Here is a 13,969-nt window from a genome sequence, read left to right on the forward strand (position 1 = left end):
ACAACGTCAACGGGGGTCGTGAACGCTAACGTGGCGGTGTGACGGAACTCGACCAGGCCGAGTCGGTGTTCGCAGCGGCCCGGCCGAGGCTGTTCGGCATCGCCTACCGCATGACCAGCAGCGTGGCCGACGCCGAGGACCTCGTGCAGGAGGTCTGGCTGCGCTGGCAGAACGCGGACCGCGAGGCCGTCCTCCACCCCGAGGCGTACCTGGCCAAGGCCATCACGCGGCTCGCGATCAACGAGTCGCAGACCGCGCGGGCGCGCCGCGAGACCTACGTCGGGCCGTGGCTGCCCGAGCCCGTGGACACCTCCGCCGACCCGCAGGTCGGGGCCGAACGGGGTGCGGTCCTGGAGCTCGCGGTGCTGATGCTGCTGGAGAAGCTCACGCCGACGGAACGCGCCGCGTACGTGCTGCGCGAGGCGTTCGACTACCCGTACCGGGAGATCGCCGAGATCGTGCAGACCAGCGAGGTCGCGGCGCGGCAGCTGGTCAGCAGGGCGCGCAAGCACCTCGCGGACGAGCGGCGCACCCCCGTCGAGCCCGCTGAGCAGCGCAAACTGCTGGAGGCGTTCGTGGCGGCCGCGCAGGCCGGCGACCTCGCAGGCCTGGAGGAGCTGTTCGCGCAGGACGTCGTGAGCTACTCCGACAGCAACGGCGCGGTGCGCGCGGCGGGCCGTCCGCTGTTCGGCGCGGCGTCGCTGGCGAAGATCTTCGCGTCGTGGGCGCCCGGCTTCTGGGCCGGTGCCCAGGTCGACTACGTGGAGGCGAACGGGCTGTCCGCCGTGCGGCTGCGCAAGGACGACACGTACGCGGTGATCACCGTGACGGCTTCGGAAAAGGGCATCGACCAGGTGATGTGGCTGGTCAACCCGGAAAAGCTCGCCGCGTTCCGGTAGGTCTGTCACAACCGAGAGGGCTGTCCTGTCCTAGCTCGTGAACACCCGCAGGAAGCGGGCTCACGAGAGGGACGGGACCCATGAGGATCGTTGTCATCGGCGGCACCGGGTTGATCGGCAGCCAGGTCGTGAAGCGGCTCGGTGAGCACGGCCACGACGCCGTGCCCGCGTCTCCGAACAGCGGCGTCAACACGGTCACGGGCGAGGGCGTGAAGGAAGTTCTGCGGGGCGCCGACGTGCTCGTCGACGTGTCGAACTCGCCGTCGTTCGCCGACGACGACGTGATGAACTTCTTCACCGCCGCCACGACCAACCTGACCGAGGCCGCCAAGGAGGCGGGCGTCGGCCACTACGTCGCGCTGTCGATCGTCGGCACGGACGAACTGCCCGACTCCGGCTACCTGCGCGCGAAGGTGGCGCAGGAGAAGCTGATCAGGGAATCCGGCCTCACGTACTCGATCATCCGCGCCACCCAGTTCTTCGAGTTCGCGGGCGCCATCGCGAACTCGGCCACCGTCGACGGCGAGGTGCACCTCCCGCACGGCGGCGTGCAGCCGATCGCGGCCTCGGACGTGGCCGCGGTGGTCGGCCGCACCGCCGCGACCGAGCCGGTCGGTGGCCTGCTGGAGATCGGCGGGCCGGAGGAGTTCACGATGGACGGGTGGATCCGCACGGTCCTGGAGCGGCGGGGCGACGAGCGGAAGGTCGTGAGCGACCCGCAGGCCCAGTACTTCGGGACGTCGCTGACGGGCAAGCAGCTCGTGCCGAACGCGGGGGCGCAGTTGCAGCCGACGAGCCTGGAGCAGTGGCTGGCCGCGGGCAACTGACGTTCTGTCCGGTGTGGACGGGCGGCTAACCGTCGCTCGTCCACAGCCGCCGCGAGTTCACCGGACGTCCGCGGTGTGCGGCTGCTGACTCGAGCCGCGCCGCGAGGTCGTCGGAGGAGGCAGGCCATCCGCTCAGCCGGGCGTAGCCGCTGATCAGGTTGTCGACGAGACGCGATGGCAGACCGTGGCCGAACTCGGTGACCAGCGCGTCGTTGATCTGGTCGGCCGTGCGGAGGACGTCCTGGGCACGCGACGGCGGCGTCGACGGCAGAAGATCCGTGACGACGTCCAGGAGCGGTTCGGCGGACGGAAGCAACACGCCGAGCACTGGTCTTCGTTCGCCGTCGTCGGACGACCTCAACGCCGCCTGGATCTCCCAGTCGACCCACCGGCGCAGGTAGGTCTGCCTGCCGATCATGACGACCAGGAAGTCGCACTCCACGACCCGTTGCCGGATCGTCTTGCGCACCACGGCATCGGTGGACGGGGTGGCGATCTCTCCCAGATAGACCGACGAGCTGAGGAACGCCGCGTTGAACTCGGCCTCGAACCGCTCTCGTTCGTCGGCGTCCTCGCCGTGGTGGTAGCTGAGGAACACGGAGCGCCTCACCGGCACGGGAGCGTGGAACCGGTGCCCGTCGCGCGAGAGCACCGGCGTGATCTCGTCCCGTGGACGGCCGTCGTACCGGTTGACCTTCGCGCCACGCAGGTCGAGCAGGACGTGTGCCAGTGGCAAGTTGTCCAGGTAGTCGAGGAAACCTTGCTCGAACTCCTGCTCGTAGCGCTTGTCCGCGCTCACGTACTTGGACTTCTGCACCGTGATGCCGTTCGCCCACTGCTCAGTGACCATCTGTTCGTGGAAGCGGGGATGGCCCCATCCGAGCAGGATCACGACGCTCGGCCGGTCCTGGTCGCGGGAGTCCTGCTGCGCGGCCACGAGATCTTCCGAACCCCGCTCGTCCAGACCTGGGCGGCGGTGTTCGTCTCGATCGTGTTGCAGGCGTTGCCTTTCCTCACGCTCGGGGTCGCGTTGTCGGCCGTCATCGCGGTGTACGTGTCGTGTGACGTCCTCACGAAGGTCCTGCCGAGCAGACCCGTGCTCGCCGTGCCCGCCGCCGCAGTCGCCGGGGTGGTGCTGCCCCGGCTGCGAGTGCGGGTCGGTGCCGGTGCCGGTGGCGGGAGCGTTGCTGCGCAAGGGCAGGACCGACTGGATCAGGATGCCCGAGCACTCGCACGACCACGGGTTCCTCAGCCGGGCGCGGCACGACTTCCTGCACGCGGGCGGGTTCCCGCCCACTTCGTGCACCTGGACGACGCGATCGCCACGTTGCGCGAGACCGGGGCCGACATGAGCGACAAGTAGAAGGAGACCGCGCGGGGAGGGCTTGTCGTCAACGTCGTCGAATGCTGACGCGACGTCGCGGAGCAACTTTCGGCGTGATGTCGGGATCCGCCTACCTCGACGATCGTCGCGCTGTTAGGGTCGGCGCTTGCTGACTCACAGCTCCTGGGGGAAGAACATGAGTCGAAGACTCTCTTTTGCGTTGGCCACGGCACTTCTGGCGACGGTCGTCGGCGCGGCTCCGGCTCGCGCCGAACTGACGCTGCTCGACCTCGGCGGACTGCCGTCGTCGACGTCGAACTGGGTTGGTTCGATCAACGACTCCGACATCGCCGTGGGCGCCTCCTACACCGACCGCCGCCATGACCGCGCGGTCAAGTACGACGGCAAGGGCGGGTCGTCCGAGCTCGTCGGACCGGCCGGCGCCAGCACCACGGTGAAGGCGGTCAACAACCGCGGTGCTGCGGCGGGCACCACCAGCGGTGCCGATGTCGGCACCAGGGCCATCCGGTTCAACCCGGACGGAACGTACCAGCTGCTGATCACGCCCTCCGGTTACCACTCCTCTCTCGGGTTGGCGATCGACGGCTCCGGCACGGTCTACGGCATCGCCATGCGCGAGAACAACCAGCAGATCCCGGTGCGCTGGCGGCCGAACGGCGTGCTCACCGCGATGAAGCTGCCGCAGGGCGCCACCTGGGCGTACGTGACGAGCGCCTCGGCGAACGGGTACGTCGCGGGCTACGTCTCCGGTCCCGGTATCGCGGGCCTGGCGGTGCGGTGGAACCCCGACGGCACGGTGACCACGCTCGGCAGGGTCACGAACGGTGCGACCAGCGCCCAGGCCGTGAACAACCGCGGCGAGGTGGTCGGCAACGCCAATGGCAGCAACAACGAGGGCACCTACGGTGCGCGGTGGACGGCGGACGGATCGGTGATCATGCTGGCCGGCGACGTCTATCCGAAGAGCGTCAACGACAGCGGCGTGATCGTCGGCTTCAAGTACCTCGATGGCAAGAGTCGCCCGTACCGCTGGACCTACAACGGTGACGAGCTCGACCTCGGCCTGCCGGAAGGCGCTACCGAGGGCGTCGCGCTGGACGTCAACAGCGACGGCGTGATCGTGGGCATCGCAGGGTCGGCCGCAGTGAAGTGGACGACGTTCTAGAGCCCAGCGGTCCACAGGTGCGGTGACCAGTCGTCACCGAAGAGGACCACGCCGCGCACCAACGGATTTTCGCCGGCCGGTGGCAGGTCGGGCAGCGTGACGTCCCGCTCCGCGAACACCTCCGCGGTGGCGCAGCGGAAGCGCGCGTAGTCCGCGTCGGCTTCTTCGCCGTTCAGCAGCACCAGTTTCACTCTGGACGGCGGAAGAAGCCGCAGGACCTCCCCGACCTGCCAGACCGTGCCGGGAGAGGCACCAACGGCCGGAATGAGGACCAACCGGCAGTGGGGAAACGCCGCCGTGAGGGCCGTCTGCCGGTCCGCGGCGGGAAGGGGTAGCCGTCCGGGGACTTCCGGCTCGGACGTCCCTCGCGTGTAGGCGACCAGGAACTGCGCGCCGATCGACAGCACGGGTTCGAGGCCGGTTTCGACCGCGGACGACGGACAGGGATCGTCCGGGTGCGGACGCAGGTACAGCGCACACGGTTCCCGTCGCAAAACCTCCGGAACTTCGGGCGCACGCAGGAAGAGAGCTCGGCTGCTTCCGGCGGGGATCACCCGCAACATGCGGAGGCGCTGCACGCCACCACCCGCCCACCGGTCGACCGTCCAGAACCGCCCCAGCGCCTCGTGGCGGCAGCGGCGCGGAGCGTCGACGAACCGGGCGCCCTCGTCGAGGTACCACCTGGTCACCATGATGCCGAGACCGAACCGGCCGGGCCAGCGGACCACGAACTCGTTCACGAAGCGCGGGACACCGCTCGACGCCGGTTCCTCGTCCGGGAGACGCACCGCCACCTCCGTGCGTCGCCAGCCGGAAGGAAACGAGCTCTGCCTGACGATCACCGCGATCATCGTCGCCACGATCACGGGCAACGCGAGCCGGCGCGCCAGGTCGTAGTCCTGCCACTTGAACGCGGCCACCACTCCGGCGAGGCAGAGGACGACGGCGGCCAACGCCTTGAGCTGCCAGTGGATGCGACCCCGCGCCGGAAGGACCGCGGTGCCCGGCAGCACTTCCTCGCGTGCCTCCAGCCACGGGACGATCTGCGTCCGCACGGTGCGGCGCCAGCGCGAGTACGGCGTCAGCCCGCGAGTCGTCGCGGCGTCGAAGTGGACGAACTCCGCCTCCCACCCCGGGCCGAACTGGACGACACCGTGGAACGGGTAGGGGCTCGTGGGCCTCTCCGGCCAGTGCGGCAGGTCCGGTGGCAGCGACTCCTCGGCCCGTGCGCTGCAGTACTCGGTCGCCCGCACCCGGAAGCGTTCGTACCCGTCGCGGCCGAAAACGGCGAGCACGAGCCGTGACGGCGGGAGCAGCCGCAGCGCTTCCGAGTACTCCCACAGCGTTCCCGCGGCACTGGCCGGGTCCTGACCGACGCCCGCCACCAGGACCACCAGCCTGGCCCGCCGGATGAGCTCGCTCACCTCGGTCTTCCAGTTCTCTCCCTCGGCGTGCAGGTAGAAACGGCGGCCACCCACCGGAGGCAACGGCTCGCCGGGCCTGCCGACCGCGGCCACCCGCCCGAGCCGGTCGAAGAGACCGGTCAGGCGTGCCTCCCAGGTGGCCTCGAGCTGGAGGCGGTCGTGCAGGCCGAAGTGACTGGCGAAAGTCGACAGGACGTGCGTGCCGCGCATCTCGTCGTGCCGGCTCAGTTCGCCGTCGACGTCGAACGCGCGGAGGTAGAGGACGTAGTCGCGGTCACCGGTCGGTGTCTGGTCGCCCGTGCCGGCCGCGACCAGGGACGAGCGGTGCCGGAAGATGCCCCGCATTTCGGCCGTCGTCATGACCAGCGCGACAGGCGTGACCAACAGCAGCAGGACCGACAGGTACCACGGGATCGAACCTGCGACCAGGCTGCCGAAGAACCAGTACGGGAGGTACACGACCGCGTTCGCGGCCGAAGCGGCGTACAGCAGGATGAGTGCCAGCAGCCGCCGATCGTCCATCTTCCCATTAGTGCAGCGCGGACGATCACGGTCGATAGATCGTCCGGGTGCATAGGACTACCGAATGGCGATCAGAACGTGGCGTTCCTGAGCTGCCGGCGCGAAGTCACGCCGAGCTTGCCGAACACCTTGCGCAGGTGCCATTCCACGGTTCGTGGACTGATGAACAGCCGCGTGCCGATCTCCGGGTTCGAGTAGCCCTCACGGGCCAGCCGCGCGATCTGGTACTCCTGCGCGGTCAGCTCGTCGGTGGGCTCGGCCGTGCGCTTGCGGGCCGTCTCACCGGTGGCCTGCAACTCACGCCACGCACGGTCCGCGAACGCCGTCATTCCTGCCGCCAGAAGCATTTCGTGCGCTGTGCGGAGGTGCTCGCGGGCCTCGACGCGCTGGCCCTCGCGGCGCAGCCACTCGCCGAACAGCAGGTGCGTGCGGGCCAGTTCGCCCTTCAACGCCGTGCGGGACAGGAACGAGATCGACTCGCCGAAGCCTGCCGAGTCGCCGTTCAACGCGCGCAAGCGGGCCTTGAGTCCCGACGACCAGTCGGTGTCGACCCAACTCGCCGCACGTTCCCAAGCCTCAGCCACCAGCGCGGTGTCGCCGGTGCGGGACGCGGCCTCCGCCAGTTCCGTGACGATCATGCTGCCGTAGAACAGGGAATCGGATTCGAGCACCCGCAGCGCGGCGTCACGGGCGAGGTCGTGGCGGCCCAGTCCGTTGTGGAGGATCGCGGCGGTCCAGTCGGCGATCACGGCCAGCCGTCCCTGACCGGCCTCCAGCGCGTCACGGGAAGCTCGGGAAGCGACGTCCTCACCGCGGTAGGCGGCCTGGAGCAGCACGGCGTACCCGATCGGTGGCGTGCCGGTGACCTCGGAGATCCGCCGGTCCTCCTCGATCAACGCCTGCGCGGCCGCGGGCTCCCCGGCGAGGAGTTCGTTGTCCGCCAGGAAGTTCAGCGCGAACTGGAGCTGCACGAGCGCGCCGGCGTCCCGGGACAGGCGGACCTGGAGCTGGGCGAACTCGCGCCGCGTGGTGAAGTCCCACATCTCGCTCGCGATGATGCCGCCCGCCCGGTTGCCGAAGAGCCACGGCAGACGGCTCACGTCTTCCGCACCCACCTTCAACGCGCGCACCTCGTCCAACGCGCGCGCCATGTGCGGCACGGCGGCCGTGTAGCCCGCTGTGATGCGCGTGGTCAGCGCCGCCAGGACCAGGTCGATCGCGCACGGCGGGGTGCGCGGCGGGGGAGCGGTGCGGGCGGCGTCGGCCAGCGGCGCACCGGCCCAGATCGCCGCGGAGAGGGCTTCGAGGTGCGTCTCGCGGGCCAGGTCGGCGTCGAACGGGGCCAGCCGGCGAGCCGCGCTGAACAGCAGCGGCGCGGCGTCGGCGACCCGGCGCTGGTCGAACGCGATGTGCCCGCGCAGGTGCTCGATCTCGGCGCTGCGGCGCTCGTCGGGCGGACCGGCCTCGACGGCGCTCAACAGCCGCAACGACGCGTCCAACGCGCCCGCGTCGCGCTTGGCCCGCGCCGCCGCCAGTTCACGCGACGCACGGCGTCCCGGTTCCGGCGTCAGCACCGCGGCCTGTTCGAGGAACGCGGCCGCGGCGAGCAGACCACCCCGGGCCTGCGCGCGGGACGCCGTGTTCTCCAGATCGGCGGCGACCTCCTCGTCCGGCGCGGCGGTGCCCTGGGCGCGGTGCCAGGCCCGGCGGTCCGGGTCGATCTCCGGATCCGTCACGTCCGCCAGCGCCCGGTGCACGCGCAGACGGTCCACAGCGGACGCCGACCGGTACACCGCCGAGCGCACCAGCGGGTGCCGGAACTGGACCCGCGCCCCGAACTCGATCAGCCCCGTGCCCAGCGCCGCGGCGGCGGGGTCGGCACCCAGCCCGAGCAGCCCTGCCGCGCGCCACAGCAGGGTGGCGTCCCCGAGCGGTTCGGCGGCGGCGGTCAGCATCAGCAGCCGGGTGTCGGCGGGCAGCGGTTCGATCTGACGGACGAAACTCTGCTCGATCCTGCTGGTCAGCGGCCCCGCGTCCAGCCCGTCGGCCACCTCGCGCGGCAGCTCCAGCAGCGCCAGCGGGTTACCGCGGGCCTCGGCGACGATCCGGTCGCGCACGCGCCCGTCCACCGGCCCCTTGATCACCGACTCGAGCAACGTGCGGGCGTCGGCGTCGTCGAGACCCCGCACGAACAGCTCGGGCAGCCCGTCGAGGTAGTCGTTGCCCTCGCGCAGGACGAAGACCAACGCGATCCGTTCGGCGAGGAGCCTGCGGGCGACGAACCCGAGCACGGCGGACGACATCGAGTCGAGCCACTGCGCGTCGTCGACCAGGCACACCAGCGGCTGCTCGTCGGCGACCTCGGCGAGCAGCGTCAGCACCGCCAGACCCACCATGAACCGCGTCGGCCGAGGCCCGGACGCCATCCCGAACGCGGTGCCGAGGGCCTCGCGCTGGGGTGCGGGCAACCGGTCCAGCCGGTCGAGGAACGGCACGCACAACTGGTGCAGGCCCGCGTACGGGAACGCGCTCTCGGACTCCACGCCCGCGGCGCGCGCGACCCGGAACCCCGTGGCCCGCGACGACACGTGGTCGAGCAGCGCGGTCTTGCCGATCCCGGCCTCGCCGCGCAGGACCAGCACCTGGCCGCTGCCCGCCTTCGCCTGCGTGAGCAGCTCGTCGAGCGTCTCGCCCTCAGTGCGTCTGCCGAGCAGACCGTCGTCCGACACGGGCCCGAGCCTACGTGGCCAGTGGGTGACCAGGGTGTTCCACGGGTTCGAAGGACCCCCTGGCAGGGCCACTGTTGCGGTACACGAACCGAAGGAGTTGAACCCCGATGGACTACAAGTTCGAGGTGGCCGTCATCCCGGTGAGCGACATCGACCGGGCGATCCACTTCTACAAGGCGCTGGGCTGGCGCTTCGACGCCGAGTTCGCCGACGACGAGGGCTACCGCCTCGTGCAGTTCACCCCGCCGGGCTCGCCCGCGTCGATCATCTTCGGCAGCGGCGTGACCGACGCGGAGCCGGGCAGCACCGAGGGGCTGCACCTGATCGTCGAGGACGTCGTGGCCGCTCGTGAGGACCTGGTCGGCCGCGGTGTCGAGGTCAGCGAGGTCTTCCACGACAAGACCGGCGTCTTCCACCACGCGGGCACCACCGCGCGGGTCGCGGGCACCGACCCGCAGCGCACCAGCTACGGCTCGTACGCCTCGTTCAGCGACCCCGACGGCAACGGCTGGGTCCTCCAGGAGGTCACGACGCGCCTCCCGGGACGTGTGTGATGAACCAGTACGACGTCATCGTGATCGGCGGCGGTTCACCCGGCGAGCACTTCGCCGCCGCCGTCGCCGACGGAGGGCTCCGCGTGGCGATCGTGGAGCGCGAGCTGCTCGGCGGTGAGTGCTCGTTCTGGGCGTGCATCCCGTCCAAGACGTTGCTGCGGCCCGGCGAGGTCGTGGCGGCGGCGCGGAGCGTGCCCGGCGCACGTGAGGCGATCACCGGTGAGGTCGACGCCAAGGCCGCGTTGGAGTGGCGGGACTTCATGGTGTCGTCCTACGACGACGCGGGCGGCGAGAAGTGGGCCCGCGACACCGGCATCGACGTGTTGCGCGGCGACGGACGGATCGACGGCCCGCACCGGGTCGCGGTGGGCGATCAGGTCTACACGACCGACCACATCGTCGTCGCGACCGGCTCTGCGGCGTTCATCCCGCCGATTCCCGGCCTGCGGGACCTGGACGTGTGGACGAACCGCGAGGCCACCGGCGTCAAAGAGATCCCGCGCAGGCTGCTGATCCTCGGCGGCGGACCCGTGGGCGTCGAGATGGCGCAGGCGTTCCGGGGTCTCGGCGCCGAGGTCGCGCTGGTCGAGGGCGCGGGCCACCTGCTGCCCCGCGAACCCGAGGCGGCCGGGCGCGCGCTCGGCGAGGTGCTGACCGCGGACGGCGTCGAGCTGCACCTCGGCGCGCACGCCACCGCGGCGTCGTTCGAGAACGGCGAGTACGTGCTCGACCTCCCGGACGGCACGCGGCTGCGCGGCGACAAGCTTCTCGTCGCCACCGGAAGGCGGCCGCGGGTCGACGGCATCGGGCTCGAAACCGTTGGGGTCGAACCTGATCCGCAGGGCATCGCCACGGACGACACGATGAACTTCGGCGTCGGCCTGTGGGCGGTCGGCGACGTGACGGGGCAGTGGAACCTGACCCACGTCGGCAAGTACCAGGGCCGGGTCGCCGCCGCGAACATCCTCGGCCACGAGGCCGAGGTCGACTACGACGCCGTGCCGCGGGTCGTGTTCACCGAGCCGCAGGTCGCCGCAGTCGGTGCGGCAGAAGGAAAGCACACCGCAACAGTCCACCTGTCCGGAGTCGCGCGCACGGCCACGTACACCCGTGACTACGACACGCGCCCCGGCTTCCTGACCCTCGTCTCCGACGGCGAAGTCCTCACGGGCGCCCACGCCGTCGGCCCCGAGGCGGGCGAGTGGCTCCAGCAGGCCACCCTCGCGATCCGCGCGAAGGTCCCGCTGTCCGTGCTGCTCGACGTCATCCAGCCGTTCCCCACCTTTTCGGAGGCCTTCCTCAACGGTCTCCGCGAGCTCGCGAAGGAAGCAGCGAAGTGAAGAACCTTGCAGAGATCGACATGAAGCTCGAAGTCACCGTCATCCCCGTCACCGACGTGGAGCGCGCCAAGGAGTTCTACAGCCGCCTCGGCTGGCGCCTGGACGTCACCCCGCCGTGGGTCGTGCAGTTCACCCCGTACGGTTCCAGTGCGTCCATCCACTTCGGTGAGGGCGTCACGACCGCGGAACCCGGTTCGGGACGGCACTTCCTGATCGTCTCCGACGTCGTCGAGACGCACGAGACGCTCCTGGCGGCCGGGATCAAGGTCGGACCGCTCTACCACGGCGGCCCCGACGGTCCGGTCGAAGGCCCCGACCCCGAGCGCCGCAGCTACTTCACCCGCGCCGAGTTCGCCGACCCGGACGGCAACACGTGGATCCTGCAGGAGGTCACGACCCGCCTGCCCGGCCGCGTCGACGCCGACGACACGTCCTACGCGTCGATCTCCGACCTGGCCTCGGCGTTGCGCAGGGCCGCGCTGGCCCACGGCGAGCACGAGAAGCGCAACGGCGGCGAGTTCGACGAGAACTGGCCCGACTGGTACGCCGAGTACCTGGTGAAGGAGCAGACGGGCGAGCAGCTGCCCCTGTGACGGTCCCTAGGGGGCGTCCCTGATGTGGGAAACCCTTGGTGCCGCTTACCTTTCTCGGCAAGCGAGGGAGGCCGCGAATGAAGGCGATCGTCCAGGACAGATACGGCTCGGCCGACGTGCTCGAGCTGCGAGAGGTCGAACGGCCCGTGCCCGCAACCGGCGAAGTGCTGGTGCGGGTGCGGGCCTCGTCCGTGAACGCCGCGGACTGGCACGTCATGCGCGGCGACCCGTACTTCGCACGGTTGTTCCTCGGGCTGCGCGGCCCGAAGACCCGGATCCGCGGGCTCGACTTCGCCGGTGTCGTGGAGGCCGTCGGGCCAGGGGTGAGCGGGTTGCTGCAGGTGGGCGACGAGGTGTTCGGCGAGGTCGAGGGGGCCTTCGCCGAGTACGTCCGGGTGCCGGCGCACCAGGTGCAGCACAAGCCTTCGAACCTCACGTTCGAGCAGGCCGCGACGCTGCCGTTGGCGGGCAACACCGCGTGGATGGGGCTGCGCGACCTCCAGGCCGGTCAGAAGGTGCTGATCAACGGCGCGTCCGGCGGGGTGGGGCTGATGGCGGTGCAGATCGCCAAGGCGCGCAATGCGGTCGTCACCGGTGTGTGCAGCACGCGCAACGTCGAGCAGGTGCGTGCGGTCGGTGCGGACCACGTCATCGACTACAAGAGCGAGGACTTCGCCCGGAGTGGCGAGCGCTACGACCTGATCTTCGACCTCGTCGGCAACCGGACCATGGGCGAGCTGCGCGGTGCGCTGACCCCGGACGGCACGCTGGTGCTCTCCGGCGGTGGCAGCTTCACCGGTGGTGCGCTGTTCGGGCCGTACCGGTTGATCATCCAGGGCAAGGTGCTCGGGCCGTTCGCGCGGCAGCGGCTCGTGGTGCTCGAAGCCAAGCCCAGCAAGGAGAACCTGGCCGCGTTGCGCGAGCTCGCCGAGTCCGGGCAGCTCGTGCCGGTGATCGAACGGACGTATCCGCTGACCGACGCGCCCGACGCGATCCGGCACGTCGAGTCCGAGCACGCGCGGGCGAAGGTCGTCGTCACGGCGTGAGTGGAAAATCTCTGGCATTTCGGCGGCCGTTGCGGCAACGATCCCGCCCATGGTCGAAGTGCGGGTCACCGCTGGAACTGTTCGGGGCTCTGTGGAATCGGGAGTGGCGGTCTTCCGCGGCATCCCGTTCGCCGCACCACCGGTCGGCGCGCTGAGGTTCGCGGCACCCCAACCGGTTGCGGCGTGGGAAGGCGTGCGGGAGGCGGTGGCGTTCGGCCCGCCGCCACCGCAGGCAGGGTTCTTCGGCATGGACGGCATGGGCGTCGCCGGTGACGACTGGCTGACGGTGAACGTCTGGTCGTCCGCCGTGTCCGGCGACCTGCCGGTCATGGTGTGGATCCAGGGCGGCGGCTACACGGTCGGCATGTCCGGCCTGCCCGAGTACGACGGCACGCGGCTGGCGCACGACGGCGTCGTCGTGGTGACGTTCAACTACCGCGTGGGCGTCGAGGGGTTCGCCGCGATCGAGGGCGCGCCCGCCAACCGCGGCCTGCTCGACCAGGTCGCGGCCCTGCAATGGGTGCGCGACAACATCCGCGCGTTCGGTGGCGATCCCGCGCGCGTGACGGTGTTCGGCCAGTCCGCGGGTGGCGGTTCCGTGGCAGCGTTGCTCGCGATGCCGCGCGCTTCCGGGTTGTTCCACCGCGCGATCGCGAGCAGCGTGCCGGGCCCGTTCTTCACACCGGAGCTGGCCGCGGACGTCGCCGAGGTGTGCGCCGCCGAACTGGGTCTGCGTCCCACAGTCGCCGATCTGTCCACTGTGGATCCGACCGTGCTGCCGATCGCGGGCGACGAGGTGATGGCCAAGATCGGCCAGTTCGCCGGGCGCTGGGGTCAGGCCGCGCACAAGCAGATCCCGTTCGCCCCGGTCGTCGACGGGGACGTGCTTCCGGTGACGCCCTGGCAGGCGTTGGCCGACGGGGCGGCGCGGGACGTCGAGCTGATCGTCGGTCACACGCGCCATGAGCAACGGCTGTTGTCCGTGCTGGAAGGACTGGTGGGCAGCGTGACGCCGGAGCAGGCGTCGGCGGCGTTGGAGGTGTTCGCGCCCGGTCTCGCGTACCCGTCCGCGGAACCCGAGGAGCTGTTCGAGCTGGTCTGCTCCGACTGGTTGTTCCGGATGCCGTCCCTGCACCTCGCGGAAGCACAGGTGGCGGCGGGCGGCCGTGCGTTCGTCCACGTGGTGGCGTGGGAACCGACTCCTGTGTTCCGCGCGTGCCACGGCCTCGACGTGCCGCTGGTCTTCGGCAGCCTCGACCGGGGTCAGGCGGCCGCGGTGCTCGGCGAGGTGACGGCGGACACCGAGGAGGTGTCGGCGCAGATGCGCGGCGCGTGGACGGGGTTCGCGCGCGATGGCGACCCCGGCTGGCCTGCCTACGACGCCGTTTCGCGGCTCACCCGGGTCTTCGACGTGCCGTCTGCCGTCGTCGAGTACCCGGAGGAGACGTCACGGCGGATCTGGGCGGGGCACCGGTTCGAGCCGCTGCCGCTGATCGGAGGAATACCTGCCGCCGGGTGACGTTGT

At 70.6% G+C, this 13,969-nt stretch carries 12 protein-coding genes; 9 read left to right on the top strand and 3 right to left on the bottom strand.

The genetic code is table 11. From position 1 onward, the window contains the following. The first annotated feature begins 38 nt into the window (after positions 1-38). Together ACFOWZ_RS26080 and ACFOWZ_RS26085 are read left to right on the top strand one after the other, a co-directional pair. A complete protein-coding gene (locus ACFOWZ_RS26080) occupies positions 39-899 on the top strand; it encodes an RNA polymerase sigma-70 factor (RefSeq protein WP_382376513.1) in 861 nt (286 codons plus the stop codon). Between the two features lie 80 nt (positions 900-979). Then, positions 980-1,726: an SDR family oxidoreductase gene (locus ACFOWZ_RS26085; protein WP_382376514.1), complete on the top strand. Its 747-nt coding sequence runs from the start codon at positions 980-982 to the stop codon at positions 1,724-1,726. A gap of 25 nt (positions 1,727-1,751) precedes the next feature. On the opposite strand, the gene ACFOWZ_RS26090 is transcribed toward ACFOWZ_RS26085, so the two are convergent. Further along, on the bottom strand, positions 1,752-2,576 hold the full coding sequence (locus tag ACFOWZ_RS26090; RefSeq protein ID WP_382376515.1) for a TIR domain-containing protein: 825 nt from the start codon (positions 2,574-2,576) through the stop codon (positions 1,752-1,754). A gap of 18 nt (positions 2,577-2,594) precedes the next feature. Between ACFOWZ_RS26090 and ACFOWZ_RS26095 the strand changes: the two genes are divergently transcribed. Together ACFOWZ_RS26095 and ACFOWZ_RS26100 are read left to right on the top strand one after the other, a co-directional pair. Continuing rightward, complete coding sequence (locus ACFOWZ_RS26095; protein ID WP_382376516.1) at positions 2,595-3,089, top strand: permease; 495 nt, start codon at positions 2,595-2,597, stop codon at positions 3,087-3,089. A gap of 181 nt (positions 3,090-3,270) precedes the next feature. After that, positions 3,271-4,236: a hypothetical protein gene (locus tag ACFOWZ_RS26100; RefSeq protein ID WP_382376517.1), complete on the top strand. Its 966-nt coding sequence runs from the start codon at positions 3,271-3,273 to the stop codon at positions 4,234-4,236. Here the strand turns inward: ACFOWZ_RS26100 and ACFOWZ_RS26105 are convergent. Together ACFOWZ_RS26105 and ACFOWZ_RS26110 are read right to left on the bottom strand one after the other, a co-directional pair. Continuing rightward, positions 4,233-6,182: a hypothetical protein gene (locus ACFOWZ_RS26105; RefSeq protein ID WP_382376518.1), complete on the bottom strand. Its 1,950-nt coding sequence runs from the start codon at positions 6,180-6,182 to the stop codon at positions 4,233-4,235. The genes ACFOWZ_RS26100 and ACFOWZ_RS26105 overlap by 4 nt on opposite strands. 71 nt (positions 6,183-6,253) lie before the next feature. Then, entirely contained in the window at positions 6,254-8,911 is a 2,658-nt protein-coding gene (locus ACFOWZ_RS26110; protein ID WP_382376519.1) for a helix-turn-helix transcriptional regulator, read from the bottom strand. A 107-nt stretch (positions 8,912-9,018) separates the two neighbouring features. Between ACFOWZ_RS26110 and ACFOWZ_RS26115 the strand changes: the two genes are divergently transcribed. The 5 genes from ACFOWZ_RS26115 to ACFOWZ_RS26135 all read left to right on the top strand — a co-directional run bounded on the left by ACFOWZ_RS26115 (position 9,019) and on the right by ACFOWZ_RS26135 (position 13,963). Beyond that, complete coding sequence (locus ACFOWZ_RS26115; protein WP_382376520.1) at positions 9,019-9,465, top strand: VOC family protein; 447 nt, start codon at positions 9,019-9,021, stop codon at positions 9,463-9,465. Continuing rightward, positions 9,465-10,805, top strand: a complete 1,341-nt coding sequence (locus ACFOWZ_RS26120; RefSeq protein WP_382376521.1) for a dihydrolipoyl dehydrogenase family protein — start codon at positions 9,465-9,467, stop codon at positions 10,803-10,805. The genes ACFOWZ_RS26115 and ACFOWZ_RS26120 overlap by 1 nt, the downstream gene beginning before the upstream one ends. Beyond that, positions 10,802-11,398 carry a VOC family protein gene (locus tag ACFOWZ_RS26125; RefSeq protein ID WP_382376522.1) on the top strand — a complete coding sequence of 199 codons (597 nt, stop codon included), beginning with the start codon at positions 10,802-10,804 and terminating at the stop codon, positions 11,396-11,398. The genes ACFOWZ_RS26120 and ACFOWZ_RS26125 overlap by 4 nt, the downstream gene beginning before the upstream one ends. 77 nt (positions 11,399-11,475) lie before the next feature. Then, on the top strand, positions 11,476-12,444 hold the full coding sequence (locus ACFOWZ_RS26130; RefSeq protein WP_382376523.1) for an NAD(P)-dependent alcohol dehydrogenase: 969 nt from the start codon (positions 11,476-11,478) through the stop codon (positions 12,442-12,444). Positions 12,445-12,493: 49 nt separating this feature from the next. Next, a complete protein-coding gene (locus ACFOWZ_RS26135) occupies positions 12,494-13,963 on the top strand; it encodes a carboxylesterase/lipase family protein (protein ID WP_382376524.1) in 1,470 nt (489 codons plus the stop codon). Positions 13,964-13,969: the final 6 nt, after the last annotated feature.

The sequence above is a fragment of the Lentzea rhizosphaerae genome, assembly GCF_042649515.1.
Lineage (GTDB): Bacteria > Actinomycetota > Actinomycetes > Mycobacteriales > Pseudonocardiaceae > Lentzea > Lentzea aerocolonigenes.

Bases quoted from the DNA above. Each gene is read 5' to 3' on its own strand.
- ACFOWZ_RS26095 (WP_382376516.1), top strand. From the start codon at position 2,595: ATGGCCCCATCCGAGCAGGATCACGACGCTCGGCCGGTCCTGGTCGCG.
- ACFOWZ_RS26115 (WP_382376520.1), top strand. From the start codon at position 9,019: ATGGACTACAAGTTCGAGGTGGCCGTCATCCCGGTGAGCGACATCGAC.
- ACFOWZ_RS26130 (WP_382376523.1), top strand. From the start codon at position 11,476: ATGAAGGCGATCGTCCAGGACAGATACGGCTCGGCCGACGTGCTCGAG.
- ACFOWZ_RS26090 (WP_382376515.1), bottom strand. From the start codon at position 2,576: ATGGTCACTGAGCAGTGGGCGAACGGCATCACGGTGCAGAAGTCCAAG.
- ACFOWZ_RS26120 (WP_382376521.1), top strand. From the start codon at position 9,465: ATGAACCAGTACGACGTCATCGTGATCGGCGGCGGTTCACCCGGCGAG.
- ACFOWZ_RS26135 (WP_382376524.1), top strand. From the start codon at position 12,494: ATGGTCGAAGTGCGGGTCACCGCTGGAACTGTTCGGGGCTCTGTGGAA.
- ACFOWZ_RS26085 (WP_382376514.1), top strand. From the start codon at position 980: ATGAGGATCGTTGTCATCGGCGGCACCGGGTTGATCGGCAGCCAGGTC.
- ACFOWZ_RS26105 (WP_382376518.1), bottom strand. From the start codon at position 6,182: ATGGACGATCGGCGGCTGCTGGCACTCATCCTGCTGTACGCCGCTTCG.